This is a genomic window from Kitasatospora sp. CM 4170 (assembly GCF_032110285.1).
GTDB classification, from domain to species: domain Bacteria; phylum Actinomycetota; class Actinomycetes; order Streptomycetales; family Streptomycetaceae; genus Kitasatospora; species Kitasatospora aburaviensis.
Map to the genome: position 1 here is coordinate 7088453 of NZ_CP134877.1, position 12547 is coordinate 7100999.

The following is a 12547-nucleotide window of genomic DNA, read 5'->3' on the forward strand; positions in this document are numbered from 1 at the left end:
CGCCGGCGGCTCCTCGAACCGCTCCCCGTCCGCGCCTGGCACTTCCCGACCGAGGACTCCATGCGTCTGCGCAGCAGCTCGATCCGCGCGAAGATCATCGCGCTGCTCCTGGTGCCCATCGTCGCTCTCACCGCCCTGTGGGCGTACGCGACGCTCGCCACCACCGGCGACGTCTGGAGCCAGTTGGAGGCCAGCAGTACGTACAAGGAGTTCGGGACTCCGGTCGACCAGTACGCCTACGCGCTGCAGAACGAGCGGCGCGCCGCCGTCCAGCGGCTGGCCGACCCGGCCTCGCGGTCCGCACGGGACGCCTTCGAGCACGCCCAGGGTGTCACCGACCGGGGCCTCGCCGCCCTGCGGCAGAAGAAGGACGAGAGCAACGGGCGGCTCGACGCCGCCCAGCGCGGCCGCTACCTGCAGATCCTCGCCGCCGCCGACCAGCTCACCCCGCTGCGCGCCCAGATCGGCCGCTCGGCCCTCAACTGGGAGTTCGCGCTCGGCCAGTACAGCGACCTGGTCAAGCCCACCTTCGGCTTCCGGTCCGCGTTCGTCGCCCGCCAGAGCGGCCAACTGCCCCGGCAGGGAACGATCCTGATCGAGCTGGCGCGCGCCCGCGAGTACCTGTCGCAGGAGGACGCGGCGATGGAGGGGCTGCGCACCGCCCGCGGGAAGCCCACCGCCGAGCAGTACCAGGTCGCGCTGGACGCCCTGCACAACCAGCAGGCGCTCTTCACCGTCTACGTCGCCGAGCTGGAGCCGGTCGACCAGGCCGACTACATCGCCCTGCGCGGCGGCGAGGCCTGGGCGGCGCTGGCCCGCGCCGAGGCCGACTTCGTGGGCGCGGGCGGGCCGGACCGGGTGGTCCAGGCGATCAACGGCGACTCCTGGCGGGAGACCGCCGACCGCGCGCTGGGCGATCTCGCCGCGATCAACACCAGGCTCGCCGGCACCATCGGCGACCGCGAGCACTCCTACGCGATCGGCCTGCTCTGGCGCGGCGGCATCGCCGGTGCGATCGGCCTGGTCGCGGTGGTGCTGTCGGTGGTGATCTCCTACCGGATCGGCCGCGGCCTCGCCCGCGAGCTGATCGGCCTGCGCAACGCGGCCAACGAGCTGGCCGGCACCCGGCTGCCCTCGGTGATGCTGCGGCTGCGCCGCGGCGAGGCGGTGGACGTCGCGGTCGAGGCGCCCGAGCTGGAGTTCGGTCCGGCCGAGGTCGGCCAGGTCGGCCGTGCGATCAACGCGGTGCAGCGGGCCGCCGTCGAGGCCGCCGTCGAACAGGCCGAGCTGCGCCGCGGCGTGTCGGCGGTCTTCGTCAACCTGGCCCGCCGCAGCCAGGTGCTGCTGCACCGCCAGCTGACGCTGCTGGACACCATGGAGCGGCGCACCGAGGACCCGGCGGAGCTGGAGGACCTCTTCAAGGTCGACCACCTGACCACCCGTATGCGCCGGCACGCCGAGGGCCTGATCATCCTGGCCGGCGGCTCGCCGGGGCGCGCCTGGCGCAAGCCGGTGCGGATGGTGGACGTGGTCCGCGCCGCCGTCGGCGAGGTCGAGGACTACGCCCGGGTGATCGTCCGGCCGTTCCCCGGCACCGGCCTGCTGGGCAGCGCCGTCGCCGACGTCACCCACCTGGTGGCCGAGCTGGTCGAGAACGCCGCGGTGTTCTCCCCGCCGAGCACCCAGGTGACGGTGCAGGGCGAGGTGGTGGCGCACGGCTTCGCCCTGGAGATCGACGACCGCGGGCTCGGCCTGGGCGAGCAGGCCCTCGCCGAGATCAACGAGCGCCTCGCGGTGGAGCAGGAGTTCGACCTCGCGGACACCGACCGGCTGGGGCTGTTCGTGGTCAGCCGGCTGGCGCGGCGGCACGGCATCCGGGTCCACCTGCGGCCCTCGCCGTACGGGGGTACCACCGCGGTGGTGCTGGTCCCGCGCGAGCTGCTGGCGGAGGCGCCGGACGGGATGCCGGATCCGGCGGCCGCCGGTGCCGGACCGGGGGCCGGTTCCGCCCCCGGTGTCGGCCCCGCAGTCGCCCCCGCAGTCGCCCCCGCGGCCGGTCCGGCTGGTGCGTCCGGCGCCGGAGCCTCCGCCGGACGGCGTCCGGCGACGGGGCGGCGCGGTCAGCGGGACCTGGTCGCGGTGCCCCCGCTGAGCGGCGAGGAGGGTACCGGCGGCCGGACCGCCGGGTCCGGCAGCGGCTCCGGCCAGGGCGGCCGGCACCGCGGGAGCGGCGGTCCGCGCCCCTCGGCGCCGGAGCCCGCCCGCACCCCCGGCGGCCTGCCGCGCCGCTCCCGGACCAAGGGCGGACCGGTGCTGGTCGCGGCCCCGGACGGGAACGGGGAGGAAGGCCAGGGCACCGGGCGGCACCGCCGCGCCGAGCTGCCGGCCGCCGAGCCGCACTCCACCGACGCGCCGGCCACCGATGCGCCGTCCGGCGAGCCGCCGTTCGCCGCCGCGCCGTTCGCCGACGCGCCGTCCACCGACCTCCCGCCCGTCGACGCGCCGCCCGCCGAGCCGACCCCTGGCCGGGCTGCCCGCGCCGGGGCGACACCGGCCGACACCGCTCCCGTCTCCCCGCTGCCGTCCCGCGCCGCCGGTGCGCTGCCGCGCCGCGTCCGGCAGGCCAGCCTCGCGCCCCAGCTGAGGGAGCGCGCCGCCGAGGAGGCCCGGCGGAGCGCCGGGGCGGGCGGCACCGCCGGCACCCTGGCCGCCGAGCCCGCCCGGGAGCGCTCGCCGGAGGAGGCCCGGGCGGCCTTCACCTCCTTCCAGCGCGGTTTCACCCGCGGACGCGGCGCCACGGTCCGGTCCGCGCCCGCACCGGCCCGTCCGGTCGCCGTGCCCGCCTGGCAGCCCCCGGACCCGTCCCGGCGCGCGATTGCCCCGGCGCCCGCCCCGGCCGCGCTGCCCGCGCCCTCCGGTGGCTCTCCGGCGCCGCTCGCCCGCCGGGTGCCGCCCGGGCCCCCGGTGCCGCGCGCCGACCGGTCCCCGTACGCACCACCCTCAGGACCCCCCGGGCCCCCGGCCCGGACCGCAGGACCCGCACCATCCGGAACACCGGCAGTACCCGCACCACCCGCCTCAGCGGAAGGAACTGATTCATGACCACTTCGACGCAGTCGTCCGGGGACCTCAACTGGCTCCTCGACGACCTGGTGGGGCGCGTCGCGGCCCTGCGGCACGCGGTGATCCTCTCCAGCGACGGGCTGGCCACCGGCGCCTCCCGGGACCTCGACCGCGAGGACGCCGAGCACCTCGCCGCCGTGGCGGCGGGCTTCCACAGCCTCGCCAAGGGCGCCGGCGGGCACTTCAAGGTGGGCGGCGTCCGCCAGACCATGGTGGAGCTGGACGAGGCGTTCCTCTTCATCACCGCGGCCGGCGACGGCAGCTGTCTGGCCGTGCTCAGCGAGGCCGAGGCCGACATCGGCCAGATCGCCTACGAGATGGCCCTGCTGGTCAAGCGGGTGGGCGAGCACATGGCCGCCGAGCCGCGCACCGAAGCCGCTCCGCCGGTGAGATGAGCGGCCCGATGGCGGACGAGGAGCCGACGCGCGAACAGGACGACCCGGGTGAGGACACGCTCGAGGTCGACCTGTTCCAGCCGCGCACCCCGGTCGACGACCGCTGGTTCGACGACGACGCCGGCCCGGTGGTGCGGCTGTTCTCGATGACCCGGGGCCGTACCCGGCCGGTCGAGGACGGCCTGTTCGACCTGATCTCGCTGGTCACCGCCGCCGAGCCGGGGCCCGATGCGGGGGCGGTGCCCGCGCACGTGCTCGACCCGGAGCACCAGACCATCCTGGCCTGGTGCCGCCGGGAGCCGCTGTCCGTCGCCGAGCTCGGCTCCTACACCGACCTGCCGGTCAGCGTGGTCCGGGTGCTGCTCGGCGACCTCTACGACGCCGAGCTGATCAGCGTCACCCGACCCGTTCCGCTCGCCGAGCTGCCGGACGAGCGCCTGCTGCGAGACGTGATCAATGGACTCCGTGCGCTCTGACCCGACCACCCCGGCGGGGGCGCCCGCCGCCTCGACGGGCGCGTCCGGCGCCGCCGCGACCACCGACCCGAGCTGGCGCGGCGGCCCGGGCGTCGCGGTGAAGATCCTGGTCGCCGGCGGCTTCGGCGCGGGCAAGACCACCCTGGTCGGGTCGGTCAGCGAGATCCGTCCGCTGCGCACCGAGGAGGAGCTGAGCGAGCTCGGCCGCCCGTTCGACGACACCTCGGGCGTGGAGGCCAAGCGCACCACCACCGTGGCGATGGACTTCGGCCGGATCGACCTGCGGCCCGGGCTGGCGCTCTACCTGTTCGGCACGCCGGGTCAGGACCGGTTCTGGTTCGTCTGGAACGAGCTGGCCCGCGGCGCCCTGGGTGCTGTGGTCCTGGCCGACACGCGGCGGCTGGCGGACTGCTTCCCCTCGGTGGACTTCTTCGAACAGCGCGGCATCCCGTTCGTGGTGGCGGTGAACTGCTTCGACGGCACGGAGGTGTTCACCGTCGAGGAGGTCCGGGACGCGCTCGACCTGGACCCCGACATCCCGGTGCTGCTCTGTGACGCCCGGCGGCGCGAGGACGGGAAGGAACTGCTGGTCACCCTGGTCGAGCATGCCGCGGCGCGGCGCCGGGGTGCACCGGCGCGGGTCTGACGACGAGTCCGGCGTCTCATTCGGGCGTCCGCATTGCGGACGTTCGGTGTGCGGGAGGTTGCCTCGACCGGCCCGGCGTGGAAGGCTCTGGGGTCGAAGGCCGCCCGGGCTCCGATTCCGGGCGCCTCGGAACATCCGGCAGGGGGAGGGAAGCACGTGACCGTCGACCGGCGACGCGCAGCCGTCACGTCCGTCCCCGCCCCGGTCACCCCGGCGCTGACGGTCCGCCGCTACATCGACCAGGCGCTGATCTGCAGCGCCTGTTGTCGCTGACGGACCAGCCCCCGGTATCCCGACGGATTCTCCGGCCGGCCTCCTGCGCCCCGCTCCCCGCGGCCTCCCGGCCGCCGTGCGCGCCTGCGCCTGAGCCCCCGCCCGGCAAACCGTCGACTCGTCGACCCGGCCCGGTCGGACCCGTCCGACCGGCCGCCGCTGCCCAGAACCGCATCGCGGAGAGCACCAGTGAACCCCCTCCTCCCCACCCGGGCCGCGCCCGCCGCCGACCCCGCCGCCCATGACGCCGGCGGCGCGGCCGGAGCCGTTCGCGGCCGCTCCGACCTCGAACCGTTCTGGCCGTCCCGGCAGCCGCACCTGTTCGACCAGACGTGTCCGGGCTCGCCCAGCGCGTCCCGGCTCTCCGCCCGCTGACCTCGGATCAGCGCCGGCACACCCCGCCCGGTCGACGCGCAGACGACTCCACCCCGTCCGTTCCGCGCGAAATGAGCAGCACCATGACCTCTTCCTCCACCGCCACCCTGCCCCTGCCCGCCGCGACCCCGCACCTGCGCGCGGTCCGTTCCGTTCCCTCGCCCGCCGACCGGTCGCCCGCCGGGCGATCGACCGCCGAGCGCTGGCACGGCGGTGCGGCGCCACAGCGTCAGGCCCCCGCTGCGGCAGACGTCGCGGCGGTTCCGGCGCCGCCGACCGTCCCGGCCCCCTCGGCGCTGCACCCGGCGCAGGCCCCGCAGCCGCCGCAGGCGCTGCTCGCCGCGCTGCCGGAGGGGGCCGCGGTCGTCGCCGCGCTCCCGCCGGGCGTGCTGCCGCAGGCCCTGCTCGCCCAGTACGGCGCGCAGTTCGGCGCCGCCGCCCCCGGGCACCCGATGGTCGGCTACCTGGTGCTGGTGCCCGCCGAGACCGGGACGCCGGCCGGCCCGGCCCCGGCGGGGGCGGGCGCCGGTGGACCGGCCGCCGTCCGTCCGGTCCGCCCGGCCGGACGGGGGATCACCGTCGACGTGGAGCGCCGGAACGCCTACGTCGACGGGCGGTTGCTCGACCTCACCTACCTGGAGTTCGAGCTGCTGGCACACCTGACCGAACACCCGCAGCGGGTGCACACCCGTGACCACCTGGTCTCCGCCGTCTGGGGCTACGGCCACGTCGGGGACGGCCGCACGGTGGACGTGCACGTGGCGCGGCTGCGCCGGAAGCTCGGATCCGCCTACCGCGAAAGCATCGTGACGGTCCGTCGGGTAGGCTACAAGTACACGCCGGTGGCCTAGGGTCGGACAGGCCCAGCCCGGTCGGCCGCCTACGTGCACTGCGTTCGGCAGGGAGGACGTTCACCGTGAACGCCCTCCCTGCTGCGGCACCGTGACGTGGCGTCAGGGCTACCGTGCGCGAGACGTCAGCGGCTCAGCGCGTCGATCTCCGTCAGCTCCTCGGCCGTCAGCGGGCCGCCGTCGAGCGCGTCGATGTTCTGGTCCAGCTGGGCGACGCTGCTCGCCCCGATGATCACCGACACCACGCGCTCGTCCCGCAGCACCCAGGAGAGCGCCAGCTGGGCGAGGGTCTGCCCGCGTCGCTCGGCCACCTTGCTCAGCGCGCGCAGCTGCTCCAGCTTGGCCTCGGTGAGCGCCTCCTCCCGGAGGAAGTGGCCGACCGACATCCGCGACCCGGCCGGCACCTGCCCGCTCAGGTAGCGGTCCGTCAGGAGGCCCTGGGCGAGCGGGGAGTAGGCGATCAGGCTGGTCTGGGTGTCGCCGACCGCGTCCAGCACGTCGCCCTCGACGGTGCGGTTGAGGATCGAGTACGCCGACTGGTTCATCAGCACCGGTGTGCCCTGGGCGCGCAGGATCGCCACCGCCTCGCGGTGCTGCTCCGCCGGGTAGTTGGAGATGCCCGCGTACAGCGCCCGGCCCGAGCGGACCGCCGAGTCCAGCGCGCCCATCGTCTCCTCCAGTGGAGTGTCCGGGTCGTAGCGGTGCGAGTAGAAGACGTCCACGAAGTCCAGGCCCATCCGGCCCAGCGACTGGTCCAGGCTGGCCAGCAGGTACTTGCGGCTGCCGCCGTCGCCGTACGGGCCGGGCCACATGTCGTAGCCGGCCTTGCTGGCGATGAACAGCTCGTCCCGGTAGGGGCGGAAGTCCTGGGCGAACAGGTAGCCGAAGTTTCGCTCGGCGCTGCCGTACGGCGGGCCGTAGTTGTTCGCGAGGTCGAAGTGGGTGATGCCCCGGTCGAAGGCGCGGCGCAGGACCGCCCGCTGGACGTCGAGCGGCTGGGCGTCACCGAAGTTGTGCCACAGGCCGAGCGAGACGGCCGGGAGCTGCACGCCACTGCGGCCGGCCCGGCGGTAGGTCATCGAGGCATAGCGGTCATCCGCGGCGAGGTAGGTCATGGCGGCCATCCTGCCAGCCCGCGGCCGGGATCAACCATCGACGAGGGTCAACGGCCCCGCCGCGTCGCGCCGTTCGGCCCCGGTCTTCCCGCTCGGCCCGCCGGGGGGCGAGCGGATTCTGTACCTAGTGGTATGTACAGCTGTACCTACAGGTATGTACAGTGCTGCCCATGGCAACCCAGGACCGCCTCATCGAGAGCACCCAGGAACTCCTCTGGGAGCGCGGCTACGTCGGCACCAGCCCCAAGGCCATCCAGCAGCGCTCCGGCGTGGGCCAGGGCAGCATGTACCACCACTTCACCGGCAAGCCTGACCTCGCCGCCGCCGCCCTGCGCCGCAGCGCCGCGCAGCTGCGCGCCGTCGCCGAGGCCGACCTCGCCGGCCCGGGCACCGCCTACGAGCGGATCGCCGCCTACCTGCACCGCGAGCGCGACGTGCTGCGCGGCTGCCGGATCGGGCGGATGGCCCAGGACCCGGACGTCGTCGCCGACCCGCAGCTGCGCGCCCCCGTGGAGGAGACCTTCGACTGGCTGCGCGGCCGGATCGCCGGGCTGATCGCCGAGGGCCAGGCCGCGGGCGAGCTCGGCGCCGCCGCCGATCCGGCCGACACCGCCGCCGCCGTGGTCGCCGTCGTCCAGGGCGGCTACGTCCTCGCCCGGGCCGCCGACAGCGCCGAGCCGTTCGAGCGGGCCGTCCGCGGCGCCCTCGGCCTGCTCGCCGCCCACCGGGCCGACTGAGGAGCGGAGCCGCCCGTGTACGCCATTCAGTACGAGATCACCCTGCCCGCCGACTACGACATGGGGATCATCCGCAGGCGGGTCGCCGACCGGGGCCACCTGCTGGACGCCCACCCCGGGCTCGGCGCCAAGGCCTACCTGGTCCGGGAGCGCGGCGAGGACGGTTCGCCGGTCAACGCCTACGCCCCCTTCTACCTCTGGCGCACCGCCGAGGGGATGAACGGCTTCCTCTTCGGCCCGGGCTTCCGCGGTCTGAGTGCCGACTTCGGCCGTCCGGCCGTCCGGCACTGGCTCGGTGCCGGGCTGCGCCACGGTACGGGCCGGGGGCCGGGCCGCGGCACCCCCGCCACCGCGACCCGCCGGCTGGAACGCCTTCCCGAGGGCGCCGACCCGGCCGAGGCGGTCGAGGCGGCCCTCGCCGACCTGCCCGACCACCCCGACCTGCACACCGCCGCGGTCGCCGTCGACCCCGACCGCTGGGAGCTGCTGCGGTTCGCCCTCTGGTCCGGCCCGGTGCCCGACGGGACCCCGGGCACCCGCTTCCGGGTGCTGCACCTGAGCCGCCCCGAACTCGACCGGCTGCCGGCCGGCCGCCACTGGTGAGAGACCGACCGATGAAGGGACCGACCGAGCCCATGGAACCCACCGCACTCGCCCCCGCGCCGCTCGACCGCGCCGCCGGCCACGCCCTGCTGGACGAACTGGCCGGCCCGCAGACCACGGCCGCCACCCTGCAGGGGCTGGACGCGCTGGCACCCGGCTTCGCCGACTGGATCGTCACCGCCCTGTTCGGCGGCACCTACCAGCGGCCCGGGCTCTCCCTGCGCGACCGCCAGGTGGCCAACCTGGCCGCCCTCACCGCGCTCGGCGGCGTCGAACCGCAGCTCGCCGACCACGTCCGCAACAGTCTGCGGATCGGCCTCACCCGGGAGGAGGTCACCGAGGTCCTGGTCCACCTCGCCCCCTACGCCGGCGTGCCCAAGGCCCTGGCCGGACTGCGCGTCGCCGCGGGCGTCTTCGCGGCGGCGGACGAGCAGGTGGCGGCCGACCGGGTGGCGGCGGAGCAGGCAGCGGCCGGCGAGGCGACGGCCACCCCGGCGACGGCCACCCCGGCGACGGACGGCGAGGCCGCCGCATGAGCGCCGCCGTCCGTACCGTCCTGGGCGACCTCGACCCGGCCGAGCTCGGCCGCTGCGACGCCCATGACCACCTGTTCCTGCGCAGCCCCCGTCTCCCCGGCGAGGAGCTGGACGACCCGGCGGCGGCCGAGGAGGTGCTGCACTCCTTCGCCGCGGCCGGCGGCCGGTCGTTCGTCCAGTGGAGCCCGTACGGGACGGGCCGGGGCAACGACGTGCTCGCCGGCCTCTCCCGCGCCACCGGCGTCCACGTGGTGGCGGCCACCGGCCTGCACCAGTCCGTCCACTACGACCGGGCCCTGCTCGACGGGCTGTACGAAGGGCTCGCCGAGCTGTTCACCGCCGAACTGACCACCGGTCTGCGCGGTGCCCCCGACGGGACCAGGGCCGGGCTGATCAAGGTCGCGGGGGACAACGGACCGATGACCGGGCACACCCGCCGGGTGCTGCGGGCGGCCGCCGAGGCCCACCACGCGACCGGGGCCCCGATCGCCGTCCACCACGACGCCGGAACCGACCCGGTGGCCGTGCTGTTCCAGCTCGGAAGCCGGTTCCACGTCCCGCCCGAGCGGCTGATCCTGGGCCACCTCAACCGCCTCCCCGCCCTGGAGCCGATCCGCGAGTTCGCCGACCTCGGCGTCTTCGTGGCGCTGGATGCCCCGCCCCCGGGCGACCCCGCCGCGGAGCGGCACCTGTTCGACATCCTCGCCACCCTGCTCGACGCCGGCCACGCCGACCGGATCCTGCTCGGTGCCGACACCACCACCCGCTCCGCCCGGCACGCCCCCGGCCCCGCCCACCTGCTGACCGCCCTCGCCCCACGGCTCGCCGAAGAGTTCGGCCCGGAGCTGCCGGCCCTCGCGTTCACCGCCAACCCGGCCCGGGCCCTGGCCGCCGACTGGAAGGCCTGACCGCGGCCGGACCCGCCCGGGGCCGTCCGTTCCGCGGCATCCGTCATGCGCCCGTCCGTCCCGTGTGCACGGCTCGTCCTCCGGTGGCCGCGGCCGCCCGTCCGGGTTTGAATCTGAGGAACGATCGGACCGGGACGCCCCCGGTGAGAGGCGGATTCGACGATGCCCCGATGGTTGGCCCCCTGCCGGATCGCGTTCGGCGCCCTCGCGGCCGTGGCGCTGGGAGTCGCCGGCTACCACGCCGCGACCGGCCCGGTCGGGGTGCCGGACTTCCTCAGCTACTTCACCAACCTGAGCAACATCGCCGCCGTGGCCGTCCTGCTGCTCGGCGGGCGGGCGGGGCTGACCGGTGGGCGCCCGGTGCCGCCCGTGGTGCGCGGCGCGGTGCTGCTCTGCACGACGGTCACCGGGCTGGTCTACGGCCTGGGGCTGGCGAGCTACCCCGGGGAGGTCATGCTCCCCTGGGCCGGCCAGGTGCTCCACCGGGTGATGCCGGCCGTCATGCTCGCCGACTGGCTGGTCGACCCGCCGGCCCGCCGGATCCGGGTGCTGCCGGCGCTGGCCGCCTGGCTGGCGTTCCCCCTGCTGTACCTCGGCTACACGCTCGTCCGCGGTGCGGTCACCGACTGGTACCCGTACGCGTTCCTCGACCCCGCCCTGCCCCGCGGCTACGAGCGGGTTGCGGGTGCCTGTTTCCTGACGGCCTGCGGCTTCGCCCTCACCGGGGCCGCGTTGGTCTGGTTGGGCAACACCGCCGCCCGACGCCGGGCTGCCTGGACCGGAGCCGGGTCGCGCCGCGCCCACGCCCGCCCGACCTGAGCGGCGCTCGTCACCCCCTCCTGCCTCGTGGCCCGACCAACGCCGCCGCGCCCGGTTCAGCCGCCGAGCAGATGCATGATCGGCTGGCCAAGGGTGCCCAACCAGCCGGCCAGCGCGGTGATCGGGCCGATCAGCCTGGAGCCGGCGACGGCGAGGCTGCCGGCCGTGGAGAGCATCCGGGTGATCCGGGTGAGGCGGCCGGCCACCGCGGCACGGTCCGGCTCCGGGCGGTTGACCTCCGTGTCCAGGGAGTTCAGCTCCGCCCGGACCTCGGGCACCATCGCGGGCGGCAGCTGCGCCTGTTCGACGGCGGTCCGGAGCTCGCCGACGAGGCCGCGCACGTCCTGTCCGTCCGCGGTGAGGTGGCCCGACTGGCCGCCGTGGACGGTCTGGTCGCCCGCGACGTTGTTGACCACGCCGCCCTGCTGGTTGCCGATGTTGAAGACCATGGCGGGGCCTCCTCCGGGGAGCCGCCGCGGCGGGCTCAGTGCGCCGGCGGCGGGAAGTAGGACCGCCGCGACTCCTCCTCCTCGAAGCGGCGGCGGCGCGAGGTGGTGACGATGTGCAGGACGATCCCGATCACCATCAGGACGGTGCCGATCGCCGCCACGGCGAAGCCGATGGCGCCGGCCGGCACGCCGCCGACCTTGGGCCCGAGCAGGTCGGGGACGGAGTAGTCGGTGCTCTCCGACCCGACGGCGTCGCTGGTCGCGGAGATGAACCTGATCAGCGCCCAGAAGTAGACCCCGCCGCCGACCAGGAACATCAGGAAACCGGTGATGATCAGGTGGCGGGCCTTGGTCCGGGTGGCGGCGATCTCGCGGAAGAAGTTGTCCCGCCGCGCCTGCGTGAAGTTGTACTGGTTGCCGGCGACGTTGCTCAGGTTTCCCGCCTCCTGGTGCCCCACGTCGAAGCGGCCCGCCTCCGGGGGCGGCGGCTGCCAGGGCTGCCCCGGCGGTCCTCCGGGGTACGGCGGCGTCGGGTGCCCGGCCGGGGATGCCGCGGCCGGGCCGGGAGGCGTGGGTGGTGCCGGCCGACCCTGGCCGGGGGTGGCCGACTGTGCGTGCCGAGGCGTGGCGGACTGTGCCGGCCGCGGTGCCGCCGGCCGGCCCTGCGGAGGTGTCGCCGACTGCTCCCGGTGCGGCGGCGGGGGCTGCTGCCCCGGCCCGGGCGCCGGTGCGGGCGGCTGGACGGTGCGGAAGGTGGCCGTCGGCCCCGGAGCATCGATCCCGGGGACGGTGACGTCGGCGTCGCGCGGCTCCTCGTAGTGCACCTCGAACGGTCCGAAGTCCAGCACGTCCCCGGCGTGCACCTCCTCCTGCCCGAGCACCGGGTGGCCGTTCAGCTTGGTGCCGTTGGTGGAGGACAGGTCCTCGACGGTGGTGTGGCCGCCGGTGTGCCACACCACGGCGTGCCGACGGCTGACGCCGGGATCGCCCACGTGGATCTGGCATTCGGAGTTCCGGCCGACCAGCATCGGCTCGTCGGCGAGGACGAACACCTGACCCTTGAGCCGGTCCGGGCTGTCGACGACGAGGCGCGGTAAATCGAGCTCTTGCGAAGGCGGGCTCATGGTACGACCTCCTGGCGGTGAACCGGTGAACCACCGACGGCGGCGAAACGATTCGCCCGGCCGCCGGCTCGGGTGCCCTCCCTTCCAGTAAAAGCCACCGCGGCGGTGTGGCGCAGC

Annotated in this window: 14 protein-coding genes; 11 read left to right on the plus strand and 3 right to left on the minus strand. The window is 75.4% G+C overall.

Going from position 1 to position 12547, the window contains the following annotated elements; translation table 11 throughout:
• Positions 1 to 60: 60 nt before the first annotated feature.
• From RMN57_RS29915 to RMN57_RS29940, 6 genes are all read left to right on the plus strand, one after another.
• Entirely contained in the window at positions 61 to 3102 is a 3042-nt protein-coding gene (locus RMN57_RS29915; protein ID WP_313766400.1) for a nitrate- and nitrite sensing domain-containing protein, read from the plus strand.
• Positions 3099 to 3518 (plus strand): roadblock/LC7 domain-containing protein, encoded by a 420-nt coding sequence (locus RMN57_RS29920; RefSeq protein ID WP_313766401.1) that lies wholly within the window; start codon positions 3099 to 3101, stop codon positions 3516 to 3518. The genes RMN57_RS29915 and RMN57_RS29920 overlap by 4 nt, the downstream gene beginning before the upstream one ends.
• Positions 3519 to 3526: 8 nt before the next feature.
• Positions 3527 to 3994, plus strand: a complete 468-nt coding sequence (locus tag RMN57_RS29925; protein ID WP_313766402.1) for a DUF742 domain-containing protein — start codon at positions 3527 to 3529, stop codon at positions 3992 to 3994.
• Positions 3995 to 4091: 97 nt separating this feature from the next.
• Positions 4092 to 4640: an ATP/GTP-binding protein gene (locus RMN57_RS29930; RefSeq protein WP_313768016.1), complete on the plus strand. Its 549-nt coding sequence runs from the start codon at positions 4092 to 4094 to the stop codon at positions 4638 to 4640.
• 462 nt (positions 4641 to 5102) lie between these two features.
• Complete coding sequence (locus RMN57_RS29935) at positions 5103 to 5288, plus strand: hypothetical protein (RefSeq protein ID WP_313766403.1); 186 nt, start codon at positions 5103 to 5105, stop codon at positions 5286 to 5288.
• 83 nt (positions 5289 to 5371) lie between these two features.
• On the plus strand, positions 5372 to 6139 hold the full coding sequence (locus RMN57_RS29940; RefSeq protein ID WP_313766404.1) for a winged helix-turn-helix domain-containing protein: 768 nt from the start codon (positions 5372 to 5374) through the stop codon (positions 6137 to 6139).
• A 125-nt stretch (positions 6140 to 6264) separates the two neighbouring features.
• On the opposite strand, the gene RMN57_RS29945 is transcribed toward RMN57_RS29940, so the two are convergent.
• Entirely contained in the window at positions 6265 to 7254 is a 990-nt protein-coding gene (locus RMN57_RS29945) for an aldo/keto reductase (RefSeq protein ID WP_313766405.1), read from the minus strand.
• Between the two features lie 170 nt (positions 7255 to 7424).
• On the opposite strand from RMN57_RS29945, the gene RMN57_RS29950 reads away from it, so the two are divergent.
• The 5 genes from RMN57_RS29950 (at position 7425) to RMN57_RS29970 (ending at position 10857) form a co-directional block, all read left to right on the plus strand.
• Positions 7425 to 7991 carry a TetR/AcrR family transcriptional regulator gene (locus RMN57_RS29950; protein ID WP_313766406.1) on the plus strand — a complete coding sequence of 189 codons (567 nt, stop codon included), beginning with the start codon at positions 7425 to 7427 and terminating at the stop codon, positions 7989 to 7991.
• A gap of 15 nt (positions 7992 to 8006) precedes the next feature.
• Positions 8007 to 8594, plus strand: coding sequence for a DUF4865 family protein (locus RMN57_RS29955; protein ID WP_313766407.1), 588 nt, complete (start codon positions 8007 to 8009; stop codon positions 8592 to 8594).
• A 32-nt stretch (positions 8595 to 8626) separates the two neighbouring features.
• Positions 8627 to 9130 (plus strand): carboxymuconolactone decarboxylase family protein, encoded by a 504-nt coding sequence (locus tag RMN57_RS29960; protein ID WP_313766408.1) that lies wholly within the window; start codon positions 8627 to 8629, stop codon positions 9128 to 9130.
• Complete coding sequence (locus RMN57_RS29965; protein ID WP_313766409.1) at positions 9127 to 10038, plus strand: phosphotriesterase; 912 nt, start codon at positions 9127 to 9129, stop codon at positions 10036 to 10038. Before RMN57_RS29960 ends, RMN57_RS29965 begins: the two co-directional genes overlap by 4 nt.
• A 162-nt stretch (positions 10039 to 10200) precedes the next feature.
• Entirely contained in the window at positions 10201 to 10857 is a 657-nt protein-coding gene (locus tag RMN57_RS29970; RefSeq protein WP_313766410.1) for a Pr6Pr family membrane protein, read from the plus strand.
• A gap of 56 nt (positions 10858 to 10913) precedes the next feature.
• On the opposite strand, the gene RMN57_RS29975 is transcribed toward RMN57_RS29970, so the two are convergent.
• Both RMN57_RS29975 and RMN57_RS29980 read right to left on the minus strand, forming a co-directional pair.
• Positions 10914 to 11306, minus strand: a complete 393-nt coding sequence (locus RMN57_RS29975) for a hypothetical protein (protein ID WP_313766411.1) — start codon at positions 11304 to 11306, stop codon at positions 10914 to 10916.
• A gap of 35 nt (positions 11307 to 11341) precedes the next feature.
• Complete coding sequence (locus RMN57_RS29980) at positions 11342 to 12430, minus strand: FHA domain-containing protein (RefSeq protein ID WP_313766412.1); 1089 nt, start codon at positions 12428 to 12430, stop codon at positions 11342 to 11344.
• Positions 12431 to 12547 lie beyond the last annotated feature (117 nt).

What these genes read in the sequence shown, in the direction of transcription:
- RMN57_RS29915 (WP_313766400.1), top strand. Translation starts at nt 61, where the DNA reads ATGCGTCTGCGCAGCAGCTCGATCCGCGCGAAGATCATCGCGCTGCTC.
- RMN57_RS29920 (WP_313766401.1), top strand. Translation starts at nt 3,099, where the DNA reads ATGACCACTTCGACGCAGTCGTCCGGGGACCTCAACTGGCTCCTCGAC.
- RMN57_RS29940 (WP_313766404.1), top strand. Translation starts at nt 5,372, where the DNA reads ATGACCTCTTCCTCCACCGCCACCCTGCCCCTGCCCGCCGCGACCCCG.
- RMN57_RS29970 (WP_313766410.1), top strand. Translation starts at nt 10,201, where the DNA reads ATGCCCCGATGGTTGGCCCCCTGCCGGATCGCGTTCGGCGCCCTCGCG.
- RMN57_RS29950 (WP_313766406.1), top strand. Translation starts at nt 7,425, where the DNA reads ATGGCAACCCAGGACCGCCTCATCGAGAGCACCCAGGAACTCCTCTGG.
- RMN57_RS29925 (WP_313766402.1), top strand. Translation starts at nt 3,527, where the DNA reads ATGGCGGACGAGGAGCCGACGCGCGAACAGGACGACCCGGGTGAGGAC.
- RMN57_RS29980 (WP_313766412.1), bottom strand. Translation starts at nt 12,430, where the DNA reads ATGAGCCCGCCTTCGCAAGAGCTCGATTTACCGCGCCTCGTCGTCGAC.
- RMN57_RS29960 (WP_313766408.1), top strand. Translation starts at nt 8,627, where the DNA reads ATGGAACCCACCGCACTCGCCCCCGCGCCGCTCGACCGCGCCGCCGGC.
- RMN57_RS29975 (WP_313766411.1), bottom strand. Translation starts at nt 11,306, where the DNA reads ATGGTCTTCAACATCGGCAACCAGCAGGGCGGCGTGGTCAACAACGTC.
- RMN57_RS29965 (WP_313766409.1), top strand. Translation starts at nt 9,127, where the DNA reads ATGAGCGCCGCCGTCCGTACCGTCCTGGGCGACCTCGACCCGGCCGAG.
- RMN57_RS29945 (WP_313766405.1), bottom strand. Translation starts at nt 7,254, where the DNA reads ATGACCTACCTCGCCGCGGATGACCGCTATGCCTCGATGACCTACCGC.